The sequence below is a fragment of the Streptomyces sp. GDS52 genome (assembly GCF_052246875.1).
Taxonomy (GTDB): Bacteria; Actinomycetota; Actinomycetes; order Streptomycetales; family Streptomycetaceae; genus Streptomyces; species Streptomyces cathayae.
Map to the genome: position 1 here is coordinate 2,127,687 of NZ_CM125966.1, position 20,353 is coordinate 2,148,039.

At 71.8% G+C, this 20,353-nt stretch carries 13 protein-coding genes; 7 read left to right on the plus strand and 6 right to left on the minus strand.

From position 1 onward, the window contains the following. Positions 1-47 precede the first annotated feature (47 nt). Together ACTWJ9_RS09465 and glgB are read left to right on the plus strand one after the other, a co-directional pair. On the plus strand, positions 48-1,529 hold the full coding sequence (locus tag ACTWJ9_RS09465; RefSeq protein ID WP_279333786.1) for a maltokinase N-terminal cap-like domain-containing protein: 1,482 nt from the start codon (positions 48-50) through the stop codon (positions 1,527-1,529). 60 nt (positions 1,530-1,589) lie between these two features. Further along, positions 1,590-4,145: a 1,4-alpha-glucan branching enzyme gene (glgB, locus tag ACTWJ9_RS09470; RefSeq protein WP_443295569.1), complete on the plus strand. Its 2,556-nt coding sequence runs from the start codon at positions 1,590-1,592 to the stop codon at positions 4,143-4,145. 36 nt (positions 4,146-4,181) lie between these two features. Here glgB and ACTWJ9_RS09475 read toward each other — a convergent pair whose 3' ends face one another. Together ACTWJ9_RS09475 and ACTWJ9_RS09480 are read right to left on the minus strand one after the other, a co-directional pair. Then, entirely contained in the window at positions 4,182-6,467 is a 2,286-nt protein-coding gene (locus ACTWJ9_RS09475; RefSeq protein ID WP_279337916.1) for a HelD family protein, read from the minus strand. Between the two features lie 225 nt (positions 6,468-6,692). Continuing rightward, on the minus strand, positions 6,693-8,078 hold the full coding sequence (locus tag ACTWJ9_RS09480; RefSeq protein WP_443295870.1) for a cation:dicarboxylate symporter family transporter: 1,386 nt from the start codon (positions 8,076-8,078) through the stop codon (positions 6,693-6,695). 156 nt (positions 8,079-8,234) lie between these two features. Between ACTWJ9_RS09480 and ACTWJ9_RS09485 the strand changes: the two genes are divergently transcribed. Beyond that, positions 8,235-9,905: a sensor histidine kinase gene (locus tag ACTWJ9_RS09485; RefSeq protein ID WP_279333788.1), complete on the plus strand. Its 1,671-nt coding sequence runs from the start codon at positions 8,235-8,237 to the stop codon at positions 9,903-9,905. Beyond that, a complete protein-coding gene (locus ACTWJ9_RS09490) occupies positions 9,902-10,585 on the plus strand; it encodes a response regulator (RefSeq protein WP_443295570.1) in 684 nt (227 codons plus the stop codon). The genes ACTWJ9_RS09485 and ACTWJ9_RS09490 overlap by 4 nt, the downstream gene beginning before the upstream one ends. Before the next feature lie 287 nt (positions 10,586-10,872). Here ACTWJ9_RS09490 and ACTWJ9_RS09495 read toward each other — a convergent pair whose 3' ends face one another. Continuing rightward, positions 10,873-11,898, minus strand: coding sequence for an ATP-dependent 6-phosphofructokinase (locus ACTWJ9_RS09495; RefSeq protein ID WP_384207478.1), 1,026 nt, complete (start codon positions 11,896-11,898; stop codon positions 10,873-10,875). Positions 11,899-12,229: 331 nt separating this feature from the next. Between ACTWJ9_RS09495 and pta the strand changes: the two genes are divergently transcribed. The 3 genes from pta (at position 12,230) to pyk (ending at position 17,098) form a co-directional block, all read left to right on the plus strand. Beyond that, the gene (gene pta, locus ACTWJ9_RS09500) at positions 12,230-14,338 is read left to right on the plus strand and encodes a phosphate acetyltransferase (protein WP_387039670.1); all 2,109 of its coding nucleotides are present in this window, start codon (positions 12,230-12,232) and stop codon (positions 14,336-14,338) included. Continuing rightward, complete coding sequence (locus tag ACTWJ9_RS09505) at positions 14,335-15,597, plus strand: acetate kinase (RefSeq protein ID WP_279333794.1); 1,263 nt, start codon at positions 14,335-14,337, stop codon at positions 15,595-15,597. The genes pta and ACTWJ9_RS09505 overlap by 4 nt, the downstream gene beginning before the upstream one ends. A 73-nt stretch (positions 15,598-15,670) precedes the next feature. Then, the gene (gene pyk / locus ACTWJ9_RS09510; protein ID WP_279333795.1) at positions 15,671-17,098 is read left to right on the plus strand and encodes a pyruvate kinase; all 1,428 of its coding nucleotides are present in this window, start codon (positions 15,671-15,673) and stop codon (positions 17,096-17,098) included. 96 nt (positions 17,099-17,194) lie between these two features. Here the strand turns inward: pyk and ACTWJ9_RS09515 are convergent, their stop codons facing one another. The 3 genes from ACTWJ9_RS09515 to ACTWJ9_RS09525 all read right to left on the minus strand — a co-directional run bounded on the left by ACTWJ9_RS09515 (position 17,195) and on the right by ACTWJ9_RS09525 (position 19,919). After that, a complete protein-coding gene (locus tag ACTWJ9_RS09515) occupies positions 17,195-18,574 on the minus strand; it encodes a hypothetical protein (protein WP_443295571.1) in 1,380 nt (459 codons plus the stop codon). Then, on the minus strand, positions 18,564-19,166 hold the full coding sequence (locus ACTWJ9_RS09520) for a DUF6114 domain-containing protein (protein ID WP_443295572.1): 603 nt from the start codon (positions 19,164-19,166) through the stop codon (positions 18,564-18,566). The genes ACTWJ9_RS09515 and ACTWJ9_RS09520 overlap by 11 nt, the downstream gene beginning before the upstream one ends. Positions 19,167-19,283: 117 nt before the next feature. Then, a complete protein-coding gene (locus ACTWJ9_RS09525) occupies positions 19,284-19,919 on the minus strand; it encodes a DUF6230 family protein (RefSeq protein WP_279333799.1) in 636 nt (211 codons plus the stop codon). Between the last annotated feature and the right edge of the window lie 434 nt (positions 19,920-20,353).

The following is a 20,353-nucleotide window of genomic DNA, read 5'->3' on the forward strand; positions in this document are numbered from 1 at the left end:
CACGCATCAGTAACACCCCGACGATCCGGGGAAAGGACGCGACTGAAATGTCGGAAACCGTCATACGCACGGTCGCACCGCCGCCCGGCCTCCTTGCGTCACTGGATCCGCTGCTGAGGGAATGGCTGCCACGACAGCGCTGGTTCGCGGGCAAGGGGCGCCCGGTCACCGGGTTCACTCTGGTCGCGGCCACCGAGTTACTTCCGCCCAGCGCCAGGCTGGGCCTGTACCACCTGCTCGTCCGCGCCCACCAGCCCGCCCTGTCCGCCCGGGGCGGCGCCGACCGCCCCGGTGACTGCTACCAGCTGCTGCTGGGGGTGCGCGAGGCACTGCCGCCCAGGCTCGCGCCCGCGCTGATCGGTCACCCGAGTCAGGGCCCGCTGGCCGGGCGGACGGTGTACGAGGCCCTGTACGACACCCGGCCCGCCGAACTGCTCCTGGAAGCCCTGCGCGCCCGGGCCCGGATCGGCGGGCTGCGCTTCGAGCGGGACCCGGGGCAGGAGATCGGGTCCGGTCTGGTGCCGCGGCTGATGACCGTCGAGCAGTCGAACTCGTCCGTCGTCTACGGAGATACGTTCATTCTGAAGCTGTTGCGCCGGATCGTGCCCGGTACCAACCCCGATCTGGAGCTGCCGCTGGCGCTGGCCCGCGAGGGCTGCCCCCGGGTGCCCCCGCCCACGGCCTGGCTGCTGGCAGACCCTGACGAGACCGGCGCCACCGACGGCACCGGCGCTCATGGTGCCGCCGGGGCGCCGACCGCATCCGAGCCGTATGTGCTGGGTGTGCTCCAGCCCTTCGTGCGGGGCGCTGCGGACGGCTGGGAGCTGGCGCTGCGGGAGCTGGCCAAGGGCGAGGACTTCGTCGCCGAGGCGCGGGCGCTGGGGCGGACCACCGCCGAGGTGCACACCGCGCTGGCCCGCGCGCTGCCGACGGTCACCCTGGGCCGGAGCCGACTGCGGCACATGGTCGCCGGTATGGCCGAGCGGCTGGAGGCGGCGGCGCAGGCGGTGCCCGCGCTGCGGCCGTACGCGGACGGGCTGGGCTCGGCGTACACGGCGCTGGCCGACCTGGCCGCCGAGGGGCAGACCTGGACCGCTCAGCGCGTGCACGGCGATCTGCATCTCGGCCAGTGCCTGCGGTCCCCGGCCGGGGGCCCCTCCCACGCTTTCGGCAGTGGGGGACAGTGGTCGCTGATCGACTTCGAGGGCGAACCGGCACGGCCGCTGGCCGAGCGGCGGATGCCGCAGCCCGTGGTGCGGGACGTGGCCGGGATGCTGCGCTCCTTCGACTACGCGGCACGTTCCGCGGACCCGCCGCAGCCGGACTGGGCCGTGCGGTGCCGGGCGGCGTACTGCTCCGGCTACGCGGAGACCGCGGGCCGGGACCCGCGCACCGATCCGGTGCTGCTGCGCGCGTACGAGACGGACAAGGCCGTCTACGAGGTGCTGTACGAGGCCCGGCACCGCCCCGAGTGGCTGCAGGTCCCGATGGCCGCCGTCCGCCGGCTCGCCGCATCCGGGCCAGGGTGATCCGGTGATCCACACGATCCACTCCCGTCTGCCCCGCACGTCGACCAGGAGGCTCCGTCCGTGACCCCCCGTCCCGAGTCCAGCGGTTCGCGTCCGGAGCAGCCGGCCGAGCAGATGTCCCGGAAGGCCACGGCGGAGAAGACCGCCGTGAAGAAGGACGCGGCGGTGAAGCGGACCGCCGCCGCGAAGACGACCACCGAGAAGACGACCGCCGCCGAGACGACCGGGGCCGAGAAAGACGGGGCGGCGAAGGCCGCCGAGAAGAAACCCGGGACGAGGGAACCCGGGACGAGGAAGGCCGCAACGAAGAAGGCCAGGGCGCGGAAAGCCAGGGAACGGAAGGCCGGAGCGCGGAAGGCCAGGACGCAACAGGCCGTCGGCAGGCCCTCCGCCGTCGGGCGGCCCGCGCCGCCCGAGGCGGAGACCGCGGTCTCCCCCGCCGTGGGCCCCGACGACCGGGAGCGGCTGCTGAACGGCACGCACCACGCCCCGCACTCCGTGCTCGGCGCGCACCCGGTGCCCTGCGGGGTCGTGTTCCGGACGTTCAAGCCGTACGCCCGGGCCGTGTCCGTGGTCTCCGGGGGCCTCACCGCCGACCTGCACGACGACGGGGACGGGTTCTTCTCGGCACTGCTTCCGTTCCGGGAGGTCCCGGCGTACCGGCTGCTGGTGACGTACGAGGAGGCGGTGCGGGAGATCGAGGACGCGTACCGTCTGCTGCCCGCGCTGGGCGAGTTCGACCTGCATCTGATCGGCGAGGGCCGCCACGAGGAGCTGTGGACCGCGCTCGGCGCGCACCCCATGACCCACCAGGGCGTGAGCGGCACCCGCTTCACCGTGTGGGCGCCGAACGCGCGCGGGGTGCGGGTGGCGGGCGGCTTCGACTTCTGGGACGGCACCGGGCATCCGATGCGGTCGCTGGGCTCGTCCGGGGTGTGGGAGCTGTTCGTGCCGGGGATCGGCGAGGGCGAGCTGTACAAGTTCGAGATCACCCGTCCCGACGGTTCGCGGACCCTGCGCGCCGATCCGATGGCGCGCCGCACGGAGGTCCCGCCGGCCACCTCGTCCGTCGTCACGTCCTCGCGGTACGAGTGGGACGACGCCGAGTGGCTGGAGCGCCGCGCCGAAGCACCCGCGCACCGCAGCCCGTTCTCGGTGTACGAGGTGCATCTGCCGTCCTGGCGACCCGGACTGACGTACCGTCAACTGGCTGATCAGCTCCCCGCGTACGTGAAGGACCTCGGGTTCACCCATGTCGAGCTGATGCCGGTCGCCGAGCATCCCTACGGTCCGTCCTGGGGCTACCAGGTCACCGGGTTCTACGCGCCCACGGCCCGGCTCGGCACCCCGGACGACTTCAGGTACCTGGTGGACGCGCTGCACCGGGCGGGCATCGGGGTGCTGATGGACTGGGTGCCGGCGCACTTCCCGCGCGACGAGTGGGCGCTGGCCGAGTTCGACGGCCGGCCGCTGTACGAGCACGAGGATCCGCTGCGGGCGGCCCATCCCGACTGGGGGACCCTGGAGTTCGACTTCGGGCGGCGCGAGGTGCGCAACTTCCTGGTCGCCAACGCCGTGTACTGGTGCGAGGAGTTCCACATCGACGGACTGCGCGTGGACGCCGTCGCCTCCATGCTCTACCTCGACTACTCGCGCGAGCCCGGCCGGTGGACGCCGAACGAGCACGGCGGCCGGGAGAACCTGGACGCGGTGGCGTTCCTGCAGGAGATGAACGCGACGGTGTACCGCAGGGTGCCGGGGGTGGTGACGATCGCGGAGGAGTCCACGGCCTGGGACGGGGTCACCCGGGCCACCCATCACGGGGGCCCGAGCGGTTTCGGCGGGCTCGGTTTCGGCCTGAAGTGGAACATGGGCTGGATGCACGACTCGCTCCGGTACATGAGCCACGAACCGGTCCACCGCAAGTACCACCACGGCGAGATGACGTTCTCGATGGTGTACGCCTACAGCGAGAACTACGTCCTGCCGATCTCGCACGACGAGGTGGTGCACGGCAAGCGGTCCCTGGTGTCGAAGATGCCCGGCGACTGGTGGCGGCAGCGCGCCGACCTGCGCGCCTATCTCGGCTTCATGTGGGCCCACCCGGGCAAGCAACTGCTGTTCATGGGGCAGGAGTTCGCGCAGGGCGCCGAGTGGTCGGAGGCGCACGGCCCGGACTGGTGGCTGCTGGACCCGGCCTACGGCGCGGAGGCCGACCACCGCGGGGTGCGCGATCTGGTGCGCGACCTCAACACCGAGTACCGGCGCACTCCCGCGCTGTGGCGGTGCGACACCGAGCCGTCCGGCTTCCGCTGGGTGACCGGGGAGGCCGCCGACGACAACGTGCTGGCGTTCCTGCGGTACGACTCCGACGGCTCACCGCTGCTCGCGGTGTCCCACTTCGCCCCCGTCGTCCGGCACGAGTACCGCATCGGTGTCCCCGACGACGTGCCCGCCTGGCACGAGGTCCTGAACACCGACACGGCCCGCTACGGCGGCAGCGGCGTGGGCCGGCCGGACCCGGTCAAGCCGGAGCCGCAGGGGTGGCACGGCCTGCCGGCGAGCATCCGGCTGACCCTGCCGCCCCTGGCGACGGTGTGGCTGCGCCCGGCCTGAGAGCCTGGGGGCGGGCTCTGCGCCCCGGCGGGTGCGCTACTGCGCCAGGGCGTCGGCCAGCGGCTTCGGCAGCGGCCCGGTGTGCAGGACGCCGAGCCGCTGGGTGGCGCGGGTCAGTGCCACGTACAGGTCGCTGGTGCCGTAGCGCCCCGGCTCGACCACCAGGACGGAGTCGAACTCCAGCCCCTTGGCCTGGCGCGGGTCGAGCAGGACCACGCCCTGCGTCAGATCGGGTTCGGCGCCGGCCGTCACCCCGTCCAGCCGGGCGGCCAGCGCGCGGTGCAGGTCGCGCGGGGCGACGACGGCGAGCCGGCCCTCCTGCGGCACGCCGAGTTCCGCGACGGCCTCGGCGACGGCGCCGGGCAGGTCGTCGGTGGCGCGGGCCCAGGGGCGTACGCCGGTGGAGCGGACCGACCCGGGCGGCTCGAAGCCGGGGTGCTCGGCGCGGACCACGGCCGCCGCGACGTCCATGATCTCGGCCGGGGTGCGGTAGTTGACGCCGAGCCGGGTGTGCTCCCAGCGGTCCTCGACGTACGGGGCGAGGATGTCCTCCCAGGAGCCGACACCGCCCGCCTCCGAGGTCTGCGCGGGGTCGCCGACCAGGGTCATCGAGCGGGTCGGGCTGCGCCGCATCAGCAGCCGCCAGGCCATCGGCGACAGCTCCTGCGCCTCGTCGACGACGATGTGCCCGAACGCCCAGGTGCGGTCGGCGGCGGCCCGTTCGGCGGCGCTGCGGTGGTCGTCCTCCTCGTGCCGTTCGGCGAAGCGTTCGGCGTCGATGATGTCGTGCGCGGACAGCACCTCGGAGGACTCGGGGTCGTCCTCCTCCTTGTCCTCGAACTCGTAGGTCCGGGAGGCGTACGACACGTCCAGGACGCCCTGCGCGTAGGCGATCTGCGTGCGCCGCTCGCGGTCGGCCCGTTCCCGGGCCGGCCGGTCGTCCTCGCCGAGGAGTTCGGCGGCCTCGTCGAGCAGCGGTACGTCGGCGACGGTCCAGTGCCTGGTCACCGGGCGGCGGACCGCGGCGGCGTCCTCGGCGGGCAGGAAGTCCTCGGGCTCGGCGAGGAAGTCGGCGACCAGCCGCTGCGGGGTGAGCAGGGGCCACAGCCGGTCGACGGCGGACCACACCTCGGGGTTCTCGGCGAGTTCGTCGCGGATCTGGGTGATGTCGCTGGGATCGAGCAGATTGGAGCCGTCGTAGGGGTCGGTGCCGATGCGTTCGGCGACCATGTCGGTGAGCGTGTTGAGGATGTGCCCCTCGAAGTACTCGCGGGACACGTTGTGCGGCAGCTTGGCGGCGCGGGTGCGTTCCCGGGCGACCCGGACCAGACCGTCGTCGAGCATCAGGATCTCGCGGTCGTGCTCGATGGTGATCACCGGGTCGGGCAGCGCCTGCCGGCCGCGGACGACCTCGGCGAGGACGTCCGCCATGTCCGCCCGCCCCTTCACGGCGGCGGCCTCGGGGGTGTCCGCCCGGGTGGCCCGCACACCGGGGAACAGTTCGCCGACGGTCGCCAGGAGCACCCCGGTCTCGCCGAGGCTGGGCAGCACCTCGCCGATGTAGCCGAGGAACGCCGGGTTGGGTCCGACGATCAGGACGGCGCGGCGGGCCAGCAGTTCGCGGTACTCGTAGAGGAGGTAGGCGGCGCGGTGCAGGGCGACCGCGGTCTTGCCGGTGCCGGGGCCGCCCTCGACCACCAGCACGCCCCGGTGCGGGGCGCGGATGATGCGGTCCTGGTCGGCCTGGATGGTGCGCACGATGTCGCCCATGCGGCCGGTGCGCGCGGAGTTGAGCGCGGCGAGCAGCACGGCGTCGCCGGTCGGGTCCTCGTGGCCGGTGCGGGTCTCGTCGCCGAGGTCGAGGATCTCGTCGTGCAGGGCGGTGACCGTGCGCCCCTCGGAGGTGATGTGCCGGCGGCGCCTGAGGCCCATCGGGGTGTGGCCGGTGGCCAGGTAGAAGGGGCGGGCGACGTCGGCGCGCCAGTCGATCAGGACGGGGGTGCGCTCGGCGTCGTCGGCGCGTAGACCGATCCGGCCGATGTGGTGGGTGCGGCCCGAGGAGAGGTCGATCCGGCCGAAGCACAGCGAGCCGTCCACCGCGTTCAGCGCGGCGAGCAGCCCGGACCGCTCGGCGACGAGGATGTCCCGCTCCAGCCTGGCCTGCATGGGCGTGTTGCCCTGCTCGAGGGCGTCCGTGAGAGACACCTCGGTGTCACCGCGCAGGGCGTCCACCCGTGCGTACAGTCCGTCGATGAATTCCTGTTCCTGCCGGAATTCATGGTCCGGAAATTCGCTGTTTGACAATTCCGCTCCCGCCCGGATACACTACGCCCAGTGAACTTTACTTGCGACTTGCCATAATCGAAGTCGCAAGTCAATGAATATACGCAGTGAAAACCCCCGGGCGCAATTACCCGGGGGTTTTCTTGTGTCTGCGGCCAAAAGTGCCGGAAAGGTCAGGAGGACCGGAAGGGCCGAGCGGCCGGGCTCACGGGGGAAGGAGTCCGGCCGCTCGGCGGCGGGGGAAGCCCGGGGGGGCTGGGTGCGTCAGGCCTTGGCGAGTTCCTTCTCGCTGCCCGCTGCTGCGGGGGCCTCGGCGGGGCCGGTGTCGTCGTGGTCGTCCAGCAGGGTGGTCTCGTCGAAGGGGAGGGCCCCGGAGAGGACCTGGTTCACCCGCTCCTTGTCGATCTCCTTGGTCCAGGTGCCGATCAGCACCGTGGCGACCGCGTTGCCCGCGAAGTTGGTCAGGGCGCGGGCCTCGCTCATCAGGCGGTCGATGCCGACGATCAGGCCGATGCCGTCCACCAGGGCCGGCTTGTGCGACTGCAGACCGCCGGCCAGTGTCGCCAGGCCGGCACCGGAGACACCGGCGGCGCCCTTGGAGGCGATCAGCAGGAAGAGCAGCAGCGTGATCTGCTCGCCCACCGACATCGGCGTGCCCAGGGCGTCGGCGATGAACAGCGAGGCCATGGTCATGTAGATCATGGTGCCGTCGAGGTTGAAGGAGTAGCCGGTCGGGACGGTGATGCCGACCACCGGCTTGCTGACGCCCACGTGCTCCATCTTCGCGATGAGCCGCGGCAGCGCCGACTCGGACGAGGAGGTGGACAGGATCAGCAGGAACTCGCGGCCCAGGTACCTGAACAGGCTCCAGACGTTCAGCCCCGCGACGATCCGCAGCAGCGCGCCGAGCACCACGAAGATGAACAGCGCACAGGTGATGTAGAAGCCGAGCATCAGCACCGCGAGGCTCTTCAGCGCGTCCAGGCCCGCCGAGCCGGTGACCGCGGCCATGGCGCCGAACGCACCGACCGGGGCGGCCCACATGATCATGGCGAGGACCCGGAAGACCAGCCGCTGGATGTGCTCGATACCGCGCAGGACCGGCTGGCCGGCGTTGCCCATGGCCTGCAGCGCGAAGCCGCACAGCAGGGCGATCAGCAGGGTCTGCAGGACCTCGCCCTGGGTGAAGGCGGACACGATCGTGGTCGGGATGATGCCGAGCAGGAACTCGGTGGTGTCCTTGGCCTCCGCGTCGACCTGGGCCTGACCGGTCTCCTTGACCGCGTCGGTGACCGCGAGACCCGTCCCGGGGTCCAGGATGTTGCCGACGATCAGGCCGATGCCGAGCGCGACCAGCGACATGATCAGGAAGTAGACCATGGCGATACCGCCGACGGCGCCGACCTTGGCGGCCTTCCGCACGGAGCCGATGCCCAGCACGATGGTGCAGAAGATGATCGGCGAGATCATCATCTTGATCAGGCTCACGAAGCCCGTGCCGATCGGCTTCAGCTCGACCGCGAAGTCGGGGGCCAACAGACCGACGGCGATACCGAGGGCGACCGCGATGATCACCGCGATGTAGAGATAGTGCGTGCGGTCCCGCTTCACTTGGGGAGCGGCAGGTGCCGTATCGGGGGTGCTGGTCACGGCGGCCTCCTTGATGACGTCGTCGGCATCGACCGGCGTGCGGCTCACGTCCGGGGGATGAGAATTCGGGGAACGCCGTGACTATGTCCCGTCTTGTGAGCGTGGTCACCCTTCCGTTCATTTAGTTCACGCCCGTGCGGCGGGCACACTGTCGGGATGCGCATCGCCCTCCCCCGGCCCCGCAGCCTCGCGGGCCAGCTCTTCGCCATGCAGGCGGTGCTGGTGGCGGTCCTCGTGGTGGGATACGCCCTGTTCAGCTACTTCAGCGACCGCAGCCAGGCCGAGGAGGCGGCGAGCCACCAGACACGGGCCGTGGCCCTCTCGGTGGCCGACTCCCCCTCGGTACGCGAGGCGATCCGTACCCCCGACCCCTCGGCCACGCTCCAGCCGTACGCGCTGGCGGTGGTGCGCGACACCGACATCGACTTCGTCACGATCATGGATCCGCGGGGCATCCGCTGGACCCACCCCGACCCGGACCAGCTCGGCCTGCCCTTCCGCGGCCACACCGGGCCCGCCCTTCAGGGCCGGACGTTCACCGAGACCTACACCGGCACCCTCGGCCCGTCCGTCCGCGCGGTCACCCCGGTCCGGGACGGCGACCGGATCGTCGGCCTGGTCAGCGCGGGCATCCGGGTCGAGGAGATAAGCCAGCGCGCGCAGGCCCGGCTGACGGCCCTGCTCGCGGTCGCGACCGGCGCGCTCGGACTGGGCGCGATCGGCACGTACGTCATCAACGCCCGCCTGCGCCGGCACACCCACGGGATGAACGCGAGGCAGCTCAGCCACATGCACGACTACCATCAGGCCGCGCTGCACGCCGTGCGCGAGGGGCTGCTGATGCTGGACGGGCAGTACAGGGTGGCGCTGATCAACGACGGTGGCAGGGAGCTGCTGGGGGTGGCCCCGGAGGAGGACGTGGTGGGCAGGTCGGTCGCGGAGCTCAGTCTCCCGGCACCGCTGACGGGCGCGCTGCTCGCCTCGGAGCCCCGGGTGGACGAGGTGCATCTCACGGCGGACCGGGTGCTGGTGGTGAACACCTCACCGGTGTCGGGCGGTGAGCGGCGCGGTTCCGTGGTGACCCTGCGCGACGTGACCGAGCTCCAGTCGCTGATGGGCGAGCTGGACTCGGAGCGGGGCTTCACACAGGCCCTGCGCTCGCAGGCGCACGAGGCGGCGAACCGGCTGCACACCGTCGTCTCGCTGATCGAGCTGGGCCGGGCCGAGGAGGCGGTGGACTTCGCGACCGCCGAGCTGGAGCTCGCCCAGGCGCTCACCGACCAGGTGGTGGCGGCGGTGGGCGAGCCGGTGCTGGCCGCACTGCTGCTGGGCAAGACGGCCCAGGCCCACGAGCGGGGCGTGGAGCTGGTGGTCTCACCGGCCAGCCGACTGGACGACGGGCTGCTGCCGGAGAGCCTGCCCGCCCGCGACCTGGTCACCATCCTGGGCAACCTGATCGACAACGCGGTGGACGCGGCGCAGGGCGGCCTCAGTGCCCGGGTGACGGTCACGGCCCTCACCGACGCCGGTACGGAGCTGATCCTGCAGGTGTCCGACACCGGCCCGGGCGTGGCCCCGGACCACACCGAGGCGGTCTTCCAGCGCGGCTTCACGACCAAGCCGTCGGGGCCGGACGGCCGGGGGCTGGGTCTGGCGCTGGTACGGCAGACGGCGCACCGGCACGGCGGCACGCTGACGGTGACCTCGGCGCAGGAGGGCGGCGCCCACTTCGAGGTACGGCTCCCGCTGCGGGCCGTCGGCGCGGTCACGGCCGGCAGCGGTGCGGACGCCGAGGGCGTCGGCTCCGGCGCGGGAGGCGGGGCATGACCGACAGACCCATCCGCGTCCTGGTGGTGGAGGACGACCCGGTCGCCGCCGACGCCCATGTGATGTACGTCGGCCGGGTGCCCGGGTTCGTCGTGGTCGGCAAGGCGACCACGGGCGCCGAGGCCCGCCGGGCGCTGGAGCGCACCCCCGTCGACCTGCTCCTCCTCGATCTGCACCTGCCCGATGTGCACGGACTGCAGCTGGCCCGCTCGCTGCGGACGGCCGGACACCACGCGGACGTCGTCGCGGTGACCTCGGCACGGGACCTCGCGGTGGTGCGCGAGGGGGTGTCGCTGGGCGTCGTCCAGTACGTGCTGAAACCGTTCACCTTCGCGACGCTGCGGGACCGCCTGGTGCGGTACGCCGAGTTCCGCGCGTCCGTGGGCGAGGCCAGCGGCCAGGCCGAGGTGGACCGCGCGCTGGCCGCTCTGCGCGCCCCCGGACCGGCCGCCCTGCCCAAGGGCCTGAGCGCGCCGACCCTGGAGCGGGTGACCGTGGTCCTGCGGGACGCCGGGGAGGGCCTGACCGCGAGCGGGGTGGCGGAGGCGGTGGGCATCTCCCGCATCACCGCCCGCCGCTACCTGGAGCACCTGGTGGACGCGGGCCGCGCGGCCCGGCACCCGCAGTACGGGACCGTGGGACGGCCGGAGTTGCAGTACCGGTGGGTGACGGGGCGGTGAGGTGCTGAGGCGCCGAAGCCTTCACCGGGTACGGCGCCCTGCCCCGCGCCTCGCACCGCGCGTCCCGCCGGCCCGGGTGGTACGGGCGTCTGCGGCCTGCCCGCTCTCCCGTTTCCGCTCCCCCTGGACCGGCTCGACCGGATCGACCGGCCGTCCCCGCTGACGGTCCTCTTCGCGCCGAGTCAGCCGACCACCGCGTTCACGGTGCCGGTTTCGACGCCGGGCGGGGCGGCCGGGGCCGGCGCGGGCGGGCCCGCGCGCGTCTCCTCCCCGGCCGCCGGGGCCGGTCAGAAGACCGACTCGGCCTCGTCCATGCGGTTCTGCGGGACCGTCTTCAGTTCGGTGACGGCCTCCGCGAGCGGGACCATCACGATGTCGGTGCCGCGCAGCGCCGTCATCTTCCCGAACTCCCCGCGGTGCGCGGCCTCCACCGCGTGCCAGCCGAAGCGGGTGGCGAGCACCCTGTCGTACGCGGTCGGCGTGCCACCGCGCTGGGTGTGGCCGAGGATGACCGGCCTGGCCTCCTTGCCGAGGCGGCGCTCCAGTTCAGCGGCGAGCGCCGTGCCGATGCCCTGGAAGCGCTCGTGGCCGAACTTGTCGATCTCGCCCTTGCCGTAGTCCATGGTGCCCTCGGCGGGGTGGGCGCCCTCGGCGACGCTGATCACCGCGAACTTCTTGCCGCGGGCGAAGCGCGCCTCGATCATCTTGACCAGCTGGGCCGGGTCGAAGGCCCGCTCGGGCAGGCAGATGCCGTGGGCGCCGGCGGCCATGCCGGACTCCAGGGCGATCCAGCCCGCGTGCCGGCCCATGACCTCGACGACCATCACCCGCTGGTGGGACTCGGCGGTGGTCTTCAGCCGGTCCATCGCCTCGGTGGCGACGCCGACGGCGGTGTCGAAGCCGAAGGTGCGGTCGGTGGAGGAGATGTCGTTGTCGATCGTCTTCGGGACGCCGACCACCGGCAGTCCCGCGTCCGACAGCATGCGGGCGGCGGTGAGCGTGCCCTCCCCGCCGATCGGGATGAGCACGTCGATACCGAAGTCGCGGATCATGTCCGAGGCGTTCTCGCAGGCCTCGCGGAGCCGGTCGCGCTCCAGCCGGGAGGAACCGAGGATGGTGCCGCCGCGGGCCAGGATGCCGCTGACCGCGTTGAGGTCGAGGGTCCGGTAGTTGCCGTCGAGCAGGCCCGCGTAGCCGTCCTCGAAGCCGATGACCTCGTCGCCGTAGTTGTCGACCGCTCGGTGCACAACCGACCGGATCACGGCGTTCAGGCCGGGGCAGTCGCCGCCTGCGGTGAGAACTCCGATGCGCATCGTGTTGTCGTCTCCTGGTCGCTGTGGATACCGGTGAGCCAGCTCCGATTGTTCCATGCCGCCCGGCCCCGCCGGGCCCCCCGTCCCGGCCGCCCACCGGTTCCCCGCCCCGGCCGCTCGTCGGGTCCCCGGTCCGGCCGCTCGCCCGGCCCTGTCCGAAAACCGCCCCGGCCCCGCGCCCCGGGCCCGGGGCCGCATCCCACAGGCGGGCCCCCCACCAGCGCCGGAGGTACTGTCGAGGGGGATCAGCCCGCTCCGGCGAGCGCGGCGTCCGGGCCGGATCCCGCAGGGCCGACAAGCGCCGCGAGACCCCCGACGAAACGGAGCACGCGTGACCCGCAGTGTGTACGTGACCAGCATCGACCGAGGCGACGGCCGCCAGGTCGTCGAACTGGGGGTCATGGAACTCCTGACCCGGCAGGTCGACCGGGTGGGCGTCTTCCGTCCCCTGGTGCACGAAGGCCCCGACCGCCTCTTCGAACTGCTGCGCGCCCGCTACCGGCTCACCCAGGACCCGGCGACCGTCTACGGCATGGACTACCAGGAGGCGTCCGCCCTCCAGGCCGAACGCGGCTCCGACGAACTGGTGTCGACGCTGGTCGACCGGTTCCACGCCGTCGCCCGCGACTACGACGTCGTCCTCGTCCTCGGCACCGACTACGCCGACACCCAGTTCCCGGACGAGCTGTTCCTCAACGCCCGCCTCGCCAACGAGTTCGGCGCCTCGGTGATCCCGGTCGTGGGCGGCCGCAGGCAGAGCTCCGAGTCGGTGCGCGACGAGACCCGCAACGCCTTCCGCGCCTACCAGACGCTGGGCTGCGACGTACTCGCCATGGTGGTCAACCGGGTGGCCGTCGAGGACCGGGACGAGATCGCCGAGCGGCTCGCCTCCCGGCTGCCGGTGCCCTGCTACGTCCTGCCCGACGAGCCCGCGCTGGCCGCCCCCACCGTGGCCCAGATCGCCCACACCCTGGGCGCGAAGGTGGTGCTCGGCGACGACTCCGGGCTGGCCCGCGACGCCCTGGACTTCGTCTTCGGCGGCGCCATGCTGCCCAATCTCCTCGCCGCTCTGACCCCGGGCTGCCTGGTCATCGCTCCGGGCGACCGCGCCGACCTGGTCGTCGGCACGCTGGCCGCGCACAGCACCAACACCCCGCCGATAGCCGGGGTGCTGCTGACCCTGGACGAGGTGCCCGACGACCGCATCCTCACCCTCGCCGCCCGCCTCGCCCCCGGCACCCCGGTCCTGTCGGTGCCCGGCAACAGCTTCCCCACCGCCGAGCAGCTGTTCTCCCTGGAGGGGAAGCTGAACGCGGCCACCCCGCGCAAGGCGGAGACCGCGCTCGGCCTCTTCGAGCGGTACGCCGACACCGCCGACCTCACCCGGCGGGTCTCCGCGCCCAGCAGCGACCGCGTCACGCCGATGATGTTCGAGCACAAACTGCTCGAACAGGCCCGCTCCGCCCTCAAGCGGGTCGTCCTGCCCGAGGGCGGCGAGGAGCGGGTGCTGCACGCGGCCGAGGTACTGCTGCGCCGAGGCGTGTGCGAGCTCACCCTGCTGGGGCCGGTCGACCACATCCGCAAGAAGGCCGCCGACCTCGGCATCGCCCTCGGCGACACCCAGCTGATCGACCCGGCCACCTCCGAGCTGCGCGACGCCTTCGCCGAGAAGTACGCCTCCCTGCGCGCCCACCGCGGGGTCAGTGTCGAGTTGGCCTACGACGTCGTCTCGGACCCGAACTACTTCGGCACGCTGATGGTGGAGGAAGGTTTCGCCGACGGCATGGTGTCCGGCTCGGTGCACTCCACGGCCGCGACCATCCGGCCGGCCTTCGAGATCATCAAGACCCGGCAGGACTCCTCCATCGTGTCCTCCGTCTTCTTCATGTGCCTGGCCGACCGGGTCCTGGTGTACGGCGACTGTGCGGTCAACCCCGACCCCGACGCCGAGCAGCTCGCCGACATCGCCGTGCAGTCGGCGGCCACGGCCGCGCGGTTCGGGGTGGAGCCGCGGATCGCGATGCTGTCGTACTCGACGGGCACCTCCGGCTCCGGCGCCGACGTCGACAAGGTGCGCGAGGCGACCGAGCTGGTGCGGGCCCGCCGCCCCGACCTCCGGATCGAGGGGCCGATCCAGTACGACGCGGCCGTGGAGCCGTCGGTCGCGGCGACCAAGCTGCCGGACTCCGAGGTCGCCGGGCAGGCGACCGTGCTGATCTTCCCCGACCTGAACACCGGCAACAACACCTACAAGGCCGTGCAGCGCTCGGCCGGCGCGATCGCGGTCGGCCCGGTGCTGCAGGGTCTGCGCAAGCCGGTCAACGACCTGTCCCGGGGCGCCCTCGTCCAGGACATCGTCAACACCGTCGCCATCACGGCGATCCAGGCCCAGTCCGTCGCCGGGTCCCCGGCCCCGAACGAGAAGGCAGCCACCCAGTGAGCGCCCGTCCGTCCCCCACCACCGCCCTGCCCGACGAGCCGCACTCGGCCGCCCCCTCCCGGGTCCTCGTCCTCAACTCCGGCTCCTCGTCGGTGAAGTACCAGCTGCTGGACATGCGGGACCGCAGCCGGCTCGCGTCCGGCCTGGTCGAGCGGATCGGCGAGCAAACCTCGCTGGTCCGGCACACGCCGCTGGCGTCGGGCGGGAGAACACGCGAGCGGACCGGCCCGGTCGCCGGCCACGACGCCGCCCTGAAGGCGATGGCCGAGGAACTGGCCCTCGACGGGCTGGGGCTCGACTCCCCCGAACTGGCCGCGATCGGGCACCGGGTGGTGCACGGCGGGATGCACTTCACCGAGCCGACCGTCGTGGACGACGCGGTGCTCGCCGAGATCGAGCGGCTCATCCCGGTCGCCCCGCTGCACAATCCGGCCAACCTGACGGGCATCCGTACCGCCATGGCGCTGCGCCCGGACCTGCCGCAGGTCGCCGTCTTCGACACCGCCTTCCACACCACGATGCCGGAGTCGGCCGCCCGCTACGCGATCGACGTAGAGACCGCCGACCGGCACCGCGTCCGCCGCTACGGCTTCCACGGCACCTCGCACGCGTATGTGTCCCGGGAGACGGCCCGGCTGCTGGGGAAGGCACCCGAGGACGTGAACGTGATCGTGCTGCACCTGGGCAACGGGGCGTCCGCCTCGGCGGTGCGGGGCGGACGGTGCGTGGACACCTCCATGGGGCTGACGCCCTTGGAAGGGCTGGTGATGGGTACCCGGTCCGGAGACATGGACCCGGCCGTCATCTTCCATTTGATGCGTGTGGGCGACATGTCCGCCGACGAGATCGACACTCTCCTCAACAAGAAGAGCGGACTGGTCGGCCTGTGCGGTGACAACGACATGCGGGAGATCCGCCGCCGGGTCGACGCGGGCGACGAACAGGCGAAGCTCGCGTTCGACATCTACATTCACCGTCTGAAGAAGTACATCGGCGCCTATTACGCCGTTCTCGGACGAGTGGACGCGGTGGCGTTCACCGCCGGGGTCGGCGAGAACGCCGCTCCGGTACGGGAGGCGGCCGTGGCGGGCCTGACGGAACTGGGTCTGGCGGTCGACGCCGAGCGCAACGGCGCGCGCGGTGACGGGCCGCGGCTGATCTCGCCCGCGGGTGCGCGGGTCGCGGTCGCCGTGGTACCGACGGATGAGGAAATGGAGATCGCCACACAGACCTACGCACTGGCCGGAAAGCGCAACTGAGCAGCGACTTTCTCATATGTATCTTCCGCCAGACGGAATATTCCGGAGCGAAACAAACCGATAGGATCGCCCCATGCGCCGTTCCAAAATCGTCTGTACTCTCGGCCCCGCGGTCGACTCCCACGAGCAGCTCGTCGCCCTGATCGAAGCCGGCATGAACGTGGCCCGCTTCAACTTCAGCCACGGCTCGCACGCCGAGCACCAGGGCAGGTACGAGAGGGTCCGTGCCGCCGCCAAGGAGACCGGCAGGGCCATCGGCGTCCTCGCCGACCTCCAGGGCCCGAAGATCCGTCTGGAGACCTTCGCCGAGGGCCCCGTCGAGCTGGTGCGCGGTGACGAGTTCACCATCACCACCGAGGACGTCCCCGGCGACCGGACCATCTGCGGAACGACCTACAAGGGCCTGCCGGGCGACGTCTCCCGCGGCGACCAGGTCCTGATCAACGACGGCAACGTCGAACTGAAGGTGCTGGACGTCGAGGGCACCCGGGTGCGGACGATCGTCATCGAGGGCGGTGTCATCTCCGACCACAAGGGCATCAACCTGCCCGGCGCGGCCGTGAACGTGCCCGCGCTGTCCGAGAAGGACATCGAGGACCTGCGGTTCGCGCTGCGCATGGGCTGCGACATGGTCGCGCTGTCCTTCGTCCGGGACGCCAAGGACGTGGCCGACGTCCACCGCGTGATGGACGAGGAGGGCCGCCGGGTGCCCGTCATCGCCAAGGTGGAGAAGCCGCAGGCGGTGGCGAACATGGAGGACGTCGTGATGGCGTTCGACGGTGTGATGGTCGCCCGCGGCGACCTGGCCGTCGAGTACCCGCTCGAGAAGGTCCCCATGGTGCAGAAGCGCCTGATCGAGCTGTGCCGGCGCAACGCCAAGCCGGTGATCGTGGCGACCCAGATGATGGAGTCGATGATCACCAACTCCCGTCCGACCCGCGCCGAGGCCTCCGACGTGGCCAACGCGATCCTGGACGGCGCCGACGCGGTCATGCTGTCGGCCGAGTCGAGCGTGGGCGCGTACCCGGTCGAGACCGTGCGGACGATGTCGAAGATCGTCCAGGCGGCCGAGCAGGAGCTGATGTCCAAGGGCCTGCAGCCGCTGGTGCCCGGCAAGAAGCCGCGTACCCAGGGCGGTTCGGTGGCGCGTGCCGCCGCCGAGATCGCCGACTTCCTCGGCGGCAAGGGCCTGGTGGCCTTCACCCAGTCCGGCGACACGGCCCGGCGGCTGTCCCGCTACCGCACCGGCCAGCCGATCCTGGCGTTCACCACGGACGAGTCCACCCGCAACCAGCTCGCGCTCAGCTGGGGTGTGGAGCCGCACGTCGTGCCGTTCGTGAACAGCACCGACGAGATGGTCGACCTGGTCCAGCAGGAGCTGGTCCGGCTCCACCGCTTCGACGAGGGCGACATCGTGGTGATCACCGCCGGCTCGCCGCCCGGCGTCCCCGGCACCACCAACATGGTCCGCGTCCACCACATGGGCGGACCCCACAGCTGACCCACCCGCGTGCACGACGTCGAGGGCGCCCTCTCTCCAGGGGGCGCCCTCGGCGGTGTGCGGCTCCCGGAAGCCGGAAGGGGCCGACGCCGGTACTCAGGTGACGTACTGCCGCAGTCCCGGTACGTGCAGGGTGCCGCCGAACTGGCCGGCCTGCTGGACCGTCACATCGGTGAAGTAGATCAGGGGGATGTTGAGCGGCGGCGGGTTCTCGGGGTCGAAGGTGACGGGGATCAGCCCGAGCAGCTTGCCGGAGATGCGCTCCGTGTACATCACGGTGTCGCCGTCGCGGATGGTGGACATCGACCCCTTGGCCGCCTGCACGTGGTGGGTCTTGCCGATCGACCTGTCCTCGACCGTCTGGTGCAGGTCGCCGATGTCGGTGCCGTCGGAGACCACGTACTTCAGGACCTTCTTGACCTTGCCGCTCGCGGTCCGGACCTCGACGATGCCCCGGTAGTCGGCGCCCCTCAGCAGCAGCGAACTGGCGTTCAGGAACCAGGGGTCCTCGGGCAGCGGGACCCTGTTGTCGACCCCGCCCTCGGCGTCGGTGGCGATCGGACAGCCGTCGAGGTCGGTCGCGGCACTCCCGGACGGTGCGGGCGGTGCGGCCGACGCGGAGGGGCTCGGCGAGGTGGTGACGGGATCCGTCGGGTCCGGGGCCGCCGGGGTTTCCGGAGCCTCCGGGGCCGCCGGGGTCTCGGCCGCCTCCCCCGCGCCCTCCGCCGCCCCGGCCGCCGTGTCGGCGGCTTCCCCGGCGGTGTCCTTCGCGGCTTCGGTGGCCTTCTCGACGGCTTCGACGGCGGAGGCCGACGGGGTGGGGCTCGGGCTCTCCTCGGCCTTCCTGTCCTGGGGGGTGAGGACGTCCTTGACGGCGTCCCCGATGTCCTCCAGGAGGTTGCGCCCGGTCTCCGAGGGCGTGGGCGCGGGTTCGCTCTGCCCTCCGGAACCCCGCGCGCCCGAGGCCGCGGACGGAGCGGGCGCGGGCTCCTCCTCGTCGCCGGAGTCACCGGAACCCGGACCCGGACCCGAACCCGGACCCGGCCCCGACGAAGGAGGTGAAGAGGACGAGCCGTTGTCCGTGCCCTCGCCCGTGCCCGGGTTCGCGGTCCTGCCGTCCCCGGCGGAGGCCGAGGGGCTCGGCTCCGTGGTGGCGTCGGCGCCGGGGGACGGAGCCGCCGTGTCGCTCGCCGGGGAGGACGCGTCGTCCTCGGACTCCTCCAGGGCCTTCAGGCAGTCCTTGTACTCGTCTGCGGTCAGGTTCTTCGCCTGCGGCCGGTCCTCGGCCTGGGCGAGCGTCGGCGTGAACCCCATTCCCATGAGGACCGCGGTCGGCATCGCCGCGAGGGCGATCGCTTTCCCGGCAGGCATGTGGAGTCTGGTGAACAGCGGCTTCTTGGGTGCCGCGTGGCGCGGCCCGGTTCTCACACGGAACGTCTCCCCATCGGTCCCGCGGGTCACCTCGTCAGCCGGCACTGTGCCTCCCGTTCGCCCCGTTCGCCGGGCTCGTTCCTGACAGATCGTTCTCGCCCTGTGCCTCAGGAGCCCGGGAGGGACCCCCGTCCTCCCTTGCCGTGGTGTCCTTCACGCGTCCCGTGGCCGTGGTGCCGGGTTCCGCGCTCTGCGGAAAGCCGCCCCGGCCCGGGGGAGCCGTCTGCACCTCCTGCTCGGGCGGGACGCCCGGCGCCCACGCGACGGCCATCGCCCCGCCGACCAGCGCGAGCAGGAAGCCGATGCCGAGGCCACCGAAGTTGGACACCGGAATGGAGACGAGCCCCAGCAGGATCGCCGCGACACCCGCGAAGACCCGGATGTGCTCCTGGACCCACAGACTGACGCCGAGGACCACCAGCAGCACCCCGATGATCAGAGACCCCGCGCCCGCGGTGGTCGCCATGGTCAGCGTCAGATGGCCGACCCGGAGATTCGCATACGGGAAGTACATGATCGGAAAGCCGCCGAGCGCGACGAACAGGCCGGCCCAGAACGGCCGTGCGCCTCGCCAGGCACGGAACTGCTGCCTGCGGCGGGTGAACTGGCCGGAGGCGGCAGGAGTCTCGGCGCTCATGGAAAACAGCTCCCTGGTACGGCTTTGCTGTGGTCGTGATGTGCACCGCGTGTGAAGACGCGGCAAGAAGGTGGACGGGCGGGGGCGCCACCGGCTCCCCCGCCCGTCAGCGAGTGCTTAGTAGCACTCCTTGACACCCGTGGACAGCGACATCTTCAGCCCGCTGAGCTTGAAGGTTCCGGCGGTGGTGGCCCACGCCGTCTGCTTCACCTTCTTCAGCGTGGCCGAGTCGGCCTGCTGCGCGAAGCCGTACGGGTTCGCCTGCTCGTTGCCGCCCTTCATGCCCGGACCCTTGTTGGCGTCCTTGGCTGCCACACCGATGTCGATGTTGTGGAAGGTGGCGTCGGCCTCGAGGTTCGCGACGTCGATGTACAGGTTCTCCGCACGGACCGGGGTGCCGCCACCGCCGGCCCTCAGTATCAGACTGACCGAGCCGAGCCCCGGGATGCCCGGGGTCACCACGGACTGGCACATGTTCGTGATCTCCGCGGTCCGGAACGCCGAGACCGCGACGGGGTGAGCCGTCTTCTCGCCCTTGAGGGTGTGCCCCTCGTCGAGCGCTCCGTACTGGGCGAAGCCCGTCCCGTCGAGCTGGTCCGCCGTCACCTTGAACGACTGGCCGGAGACACTGAACGACGCGGCGAGAGCACCCTGCGCCATCGCGATGCCTATACAAGCCGTGGCGGCCACACTGGGCACCATCACCACGGCGAACCGCTTCCATCTGGTCCCGCCACGCACCTGGGACTCCATATTTCCTCCTTCTCGGACGTACATCTCCTGCTCCGACGCACCGTCAACAGGCGGGCAGCCGGGCAGGGATGGGAGAAGTGCTACGTCCTCGGGAAGGGGAGCGCCGTGCTCGGCAGCGCACGAAGCGTCCGAATCACCGGCGATCACCCCCGAGCGACAACCACTGGTCGCGCCTGACACGCATCACGCACAACCTGCCGGACAGGCTTCGCCGGGTGGGCGAAGACCCCCCTGTCCGAGAACCGGCTCCACTGCCGCCGGTCCTGCCCGGTGGGGACCCAGGGCGCCCGCGGCCCCGACCGGCTGTCGGAGGACGGGCGATGGACCGAGCGTCGCCGATCGTGGTGCATTCTCGCCGCCCGCACAAGGGGCTTCATTACTCGCTGGTAACGGCTGGACAACCGGAGAGCGACCCACCGGCGCCGGACGGCGAC

Coding starts and splice junctions, on each gene's coding strand:
- ACTWJ9_RS09465 (WP_279333786.1), top strand. CDS start 48: ATGTCGGAAACCGTCATACGCACGGTCGCACCGCCGCCCGGCCTCCTT.
- ACTWJ9_RS09485 (WP_279333788.1), top strand. CDS start 8,235: ATGCGCATCGCCCTCCCCCGGCCCCGCAGCCTCGCGGGCCAGCTCTTC.
- ACTWJ9_RS09490 (WP_443295570.1), top strand. CDS start 9,902: ATGACCGACAGACCCATCCGCGTCCTGGTGGTGGAGGACGACCCGGTC.
- ACTWJ9_RS09495 (WP_384207478.1), bottom strand. CDS start 11,898: ATGCGCATCGGAGTTCTCACCGCAGGCGGCGACTGCCCCGGCCTGAAC.
- pyk (WP_279333795.1), top strand. CDS start 15,671: ATGCGCCGTTCCAAAATCGTCTGTACTCTCGGCCCCGCGGTCGACTCC.
- ACTWJ9_RS09520 (WP_443295572.1), bottom strand. CDS start 19,166: ATGAGCGCCGAGACTCCTGCCGCCTCCGGCCAGTTCACCCGCCGCAGG.
- ACTWJ9_RS09525 (WP_279333799.1), bottom strand. CDS start 19,919: ATGGAGTCCCAGGTGCGTGGCGGGACCAGATGGAAGCGGTTCGCCGTG.